Genomic DNA, 4,642 nt, shown 5'->3' with positions numbered 1-4,642 from the left:
GCCGGCTCCGGCGCCGCCTTCCTATAGAGCGTCGGATCGAGAAGCCCACGTGGCGGCATCTATTTAGTCCCCAAAGATGCTGTTCGGCAGGCCGCCATCCCCAGGATTGGGGTCATATTTTCATCTCGAGATATCGATCAGCCCAGAATAGTTACTGCGAAATCCTGGCCGGTATTGGCCGAGCTCGCATGCGTGAGGGTCGCCGAGCCCTGCGCGCGCGCCGAGACATAGACGCCGGCCTTCTCGGCGGTCGAAGCGTTGGCCGTGAGCGGGGCCAGACCTATCCAGCTTTCCGGCCCGATCCGGGCATCGGTGAGCGTCGTCGTGGTCTGGCTCGCCCGAAGGGTGACGGTCGCGGTGCAATTCAGTTTGCCGGCAAGGATGCCGCGAACGACGTCGTAAACCCGAGACAGGTATTGCCAGATAAATCCAACGTCACCAGATCCGACCGGCGGCGGCAGCGGTTTGAAAACGGTGGTCATCGCGCCCCGCTCGGTTTGAACTCGGGCTCGACGCCCAGGATGTGCGCGTAATCCGCGCCTTCATCGATCGCGATCCGCGCCCGATGGAATCGCGCATCCTGCCGCGCCGGGCAGAGACCGTTATCGTTCATGGCCACCGCCGGGCTCCAGGTGACCGGATCGTTCAGCCGGTTGCGCGTGCCGAGCGCGACCGAGGCCGCGGCGCCATCCACCAGCGGGCGGACTCCCGTCACCAGCGAGCGGCGGCCCGGCGTGATCTGGGTCTCGCCGCTATCGACGGTCGCGGCCATCGTGCCGCCATTGAAGAAGCCCAGCTCATGGCCCGGCGTGAAGGCGGCCAGGAACAGCCGGCCCGAGCCGGTGAAGGCGGCATCGTCGAGCGACAGGCTCGTCGCATCGAGATTGCCGATCAGCGTGTCGATATTGTCGAGATTCCAGGAGGACTGGACCATCGCCGACAAGACCAGGTCGCAGGCGAACTCGGCGCGCGACCAGCGCCCGAGCTGCCAGTGATAGATCAGCGCCTTGTCCGGCAGGCCCGTGCCGCCGCCCACGGATGGATAGCTCACGATATAGAGCTTGTTGACCGGATCGACGGCACCCGTCACCCGGTGCAGGCTGTTGAGATCGACCCCATGCTCGGGATGCTCGAAGAAGAACCGGTCGACCTTCTCCGCCCCGATCGGCTGCAGCTGCTGCCCGCCCGCCAGCAGATAGAATCCGTCATGGGCGAGGAAGAAGAGCAGGTTCTCGAACTGCGCGGAGGCCCATTCGGCGAGACAGCCCTTGTCCTGGCTGATCTTGTCGAAGGTGAAGGTCAGCGGATAGTCGGTGCGGATCCCGAGCCGGATGCAGCGTTCCTGCAGCACCACCAGATTGTCGCCCCCGAAGAGGCCCAGGATCTGCCCACCGTCGGGCATGTCCTGGAAATCGGCGGCGCCCGTCGTCCAGTCGAGGTTCTCGACATCGCACCAGCTCACCCGGTTGGAGTTGGCCCCATCGCGCCCCAGCGCCGCCACGTCGCGGGCGACCGCGATATAGCGCGCACCGGCGGGCGGCGAACCGCCCTGCGCCGCGAAGTTCGCGCCGGCTCCCATGGCGATCGCCTGCACCGCATCCGAGCCGTTGACCGCCAGGCAGACATCGCCGAACTGGGCGAAACGCCAGAGGCCCTGGGCCGGCGTGCTGTAGGCGCCACCGGAAGTCCGGCTGAAGTCGGACCAGGCCGCGCCATCGAAGCCATAGAGCTTGGTCGCATCCCCGGCGAACGACTTGACCGTCAGGTCCGTCGACCGCAGCGTGATCGCGCCCTGGATGCGGATGCCGGAGGCAGCCGAGCCCGACGCCATCAGCGTCTTCAGCGGCCGATAGGAGTTGGCCGCCGGGATCACGTTCTTCGCCTCGGTCGCGCCGGCGCTGCCGAAGGCCGAGCCGTCGGGCAGGAACTCGCCGACCGGTATCATGCCGTCTCCCCTTCATTGCCCCGGTTCGGGGTCTTGTCCTAGAGTGCGGTCTCGCGCGGGCTTGCGGTCGAGCCTGGACCAATCAACTCTTGCGGACGAGGCCTTATGATCCGCTTTTTCTCTACCGAGCGTGGCGCGCACGCGATCCGACGATTCCTCGAGGTGGATGGCCATCGCCAGAAGGTTCGGATCGAAGCCTCGACCTATCGGGAAAGCGCGAGCACCGGCATGAGCCAGCCGGCGACCCACATCTTCAGCGATCTCGAACGCGTGCCGCCGCCTATTTTGGGTGAGATCGCCAAGAGCTGGGACACACTCGATGCTGCCGGCGGCCACCGACTGCTCAATCATCCGGTGCGCACGCTGCGCCGTTACGAGCTGTTGCGCACGCTCTACGAAGCGGGCATGAACCAGTTCAACGCCTATCGCCTGGACGAGGTCCGGCGTCCCTCGCGCTATCCGGTCTTCATCCGCCGAGAGAATGAGCATGATGGCGCCGTGTCGCGCATGCTGATGAACCCCGAGGAATATGACCGCGAGCTCGAGGCGATCCATCGCCTGCCGGTCGCACGCGACAATCTTCTGGCGGTCGAATTCTGCGACACACGCGACGCCCAGGGCATCGTGCGCAAATATGGCGCGGCCATCGTCGGCGGCGAGATCAAGCCGTTCCATCTCTATGTTGCGCGCAAGCCCATCGTGAAGCACTCGACCGACGCCATCGTCAATGAGGAAACCGCCGCCGAGGAGTTGAACTACTTCGAGAAGAACCCGCATGAGGAGGCGCTGCGCGAAATCTTCGCGATGGCGCGCATCGATTATGGCCGGATCGACTACGGCTTCCGCAAGGGCCGGCTTCAGGTCTGGGAGATCAACACCAATCCCTATTGGATCGTGGACAGCGAGCCCGATCCCCTGCGAGTCGAGCTCCTGGAACGGCGCTCCCAATGGCTCGCCCAGGCTTTCGTCCGGATCGATACGAACTAGAACGCGTTCGTAACAGCTCTAGGGGCAGAGGGTCTTGATAGGCTGTCCATCCTTCATCTCATAGACATCACGACAAGGCTTGCCATCGATCTCGACCCGACTCACCCCCACGTCCATCATGTCGAAGAACTCCCCGACCGTAGTCCGGCCGTCGCTGTTCCAGTCCATTTCGGCAAGAGATAAGCCCTTCCCCAGCGTCTCCATGCCGATTCCGAAAATTGGGTAGCCGATGATGATTCCGAGGATCGTCAGGCCGATGATCTTTCCTCGCTTCATCAAGGACCTCCCATCACCGACCAGGGCGCATTGGGATACCAGCGCTTCTTTTCCGGGTCGGCCGGATAATAATGATAGCCGTTGCCGTCGATCAGGCCGTTATAGACCAAGCTATCTCTCAACCCCAGCGGAAGCGGGCTTCTGGCAATTGGAAAACCCAGCTGTTGAAGCCCGTCTTCGAGCGGGTCCGTACAATTGGCGTCGAATATGTCGTATTTATGGTGAGGACCATAGTCCTGCATGGAGGTCTCGATCTGCCCTAACTCCTTCGAGCTGAGGCGCAGGGGAAAGCTGTAGGCATCGCGAAAACTGTTGCGCTTCAGATAATCGAGCGTCGGCTCGACATGCATCCCCTTCGGTGTCCAGGAATAGGTTATGCCGTCGATGTCGACGGCGATATGCCCGAGCGAGGATTCCCTCCAGCCATTGGGGTCAAAATAGAGAAGCTCGCCAAGCCGTGCTGGTTGCGGAGGCGGCCGCAATGGCGCCCCGCGAGGGCGAGCGTCGGTCTCTTGCGTCGCGTTCGATCCAGTCGAGATTGCGGCGGAAAGATATCCCAGGAGGCCTCGCGGCGGCCCGACCTCGGGGCGTAACGCCGAAAGATTCTTCTTTGGCATGTGGTTGGGTGGCGCTGGCATAGGATTCCTTACTGGCGACAATGCGGCACTTACGCTTGGCTACGACCACCCGATGGTCGTGCTCGTCCGTCCCGGGCTACTGCACCCGGTAGAACGTCACCCACTTCCCCTCGAGCGTCGGGAACCAGAGCTTCCCGTCCATGAGCTGCTGCTCGTCCCGGAACTGCACCTCGTTTCCCACGGTCTTGACGCCGATCACATGGCCGGCCTCTTCGCCCGGGCCCTTCCACAGCATCACGCCCTTGGCCCCGTCGCCCGCCGCCAGCATCTCCTGCTCGATCGCGGTCGGCGACATCGAGCCCGGCATGCCCTTGGACTGGGCGAGCTGGCGCCAGCAAGGCAGCTCCGGCCCCTGCGGAATGAGGTTGCCGAAGCGCTGCTTCAGCATCGGAATGATGTCGACCGCGAGGTCCCAGTATTTGCCGTTGGCCGGCGGCGTGTAATGCTCGCCGAACAGCCAGGCGAGGCTGCAGGGAAAGCAATCCGTCCGCGTCGGCGCATTCGCCTGGATCTCGCCCGCGGCGACACCGTAACCATTGTGCGCCTGGGCCGCCGTGCAGGTCAGCGCTTTCGCCGGCGACTTGGCCGGACAGCGCGCCACCAGCACGGGCGAGACTTTGAGGCCCCATTCGCAGAGCCGCTTCCCTTCCTCGCGCCCCTGCAGATAGGGGTCGGGATTCGTCGACACGCCCGGCGGATGCAGCACGCCATCGATGACCTGGGGGGCCGCCACCACGATCAGGATCGCGGCGACCTGCTTGAACTTCGCCGCGGCGGCCGCCAGCCCCAGATTCCA

At 64.0% G+C, this 4,642-nt stretch carries 6 protein-coding genes; 1 reads left to right on the top strand and 5 read right to left on the bottom strand.

The features are described from left to right. Positions 1-137 precede the first annotated feature (137 nt). Complete coding sequence (locus ACREE8_RS07025) at positions 138-482, bottom strand: hypothetical protein (RefSeq protein WP_431572272.1); 345 nt, start codon at positions 480-482, stop codon at positions 138-140. After that, positions 479-1,945, bottom strand: coding sequence for a hypothetical protein (locus ACREE8_RS07020; protein ID WP_431572271.1), 1,467 nt, complete (start codon positions 1,943-1,945; stop codon positions 479-481). Before ACREE8_RS07020 ends, ACREE8_RS07025 begins: the two co-directional genes overlap by 4 nt. 105 nt (positions 1,946-2,050) lie before the next feature. Between ACREE8_RS07020 and ACREE8_RS07015 the strand changes: the two genes are divergently transcribed. Next, complete coding sequence (locus ACREE8_RS07015) at positions 2,051-2,932, top strand: hypothetical protein (RefSeq protein ID WP_431572270.1); 882 nt, start codon at positions 2,051-2,053, stop codon at positions 2,930-2,932. A gap of 18 nt (positions 2,933-2,950) precedes the next feature. Here ACREE8_RS07015 and ACREE8_RS07010 read toward each other — a convergent pair whose 3' ends face one another. The 3 genes from ACREE8_RS07010 to ACREE8_RS07000 form a co-directional block, all read right to left on the bottom strand. Continuing rightward, positions 2,951-3,208, bottom strand: a complete 258-nt coding sequence (locus ACREE8_RS07010) for a hypothetical protein (RefSeq protein WP_431572269.1) — start codon at positions 3,206-3,208, stop codon at positions 2,951-2,953. Next, positions 3,208-3,825, bottom strand: a complete 618-nt coding sequence (locus ACREE8_RS07005; protein WP_431572268.1) for a hypothetical protein — start codon at positions 3,823-3,825, stop codon at positions 3,208-3,210. Before ACREE8_RS07005 ends, ACREE8_RS07010 begins: the two co-directional genes overlap by 1 nt. Positions 3,826-3,922: 97 nt before the next feature. Further along, the coding region (locus ACREE8_RS07000) for a hypothetical protein (RefSeq protein WP_431572267.1) at positions 3,923-4,642 on the bottom strand (720 nt) is incomplete at its 5' end.

Origin of the sequence: Hypericibacter sp. (genome assembly GCF_050729195.1) — a bacterium.
Taxonomy (GTDB): domain Bacteria; phylum Pseudomonadota; class Alphaproteobacteria; order Dongiales; family Dongiaceae; genus Hypericibacter.
The sequence above is the reverse complement of the archived record's forward strand: the minus strand, read 5'-3'. Positions and strand labels throughout refer to the sequence as shown.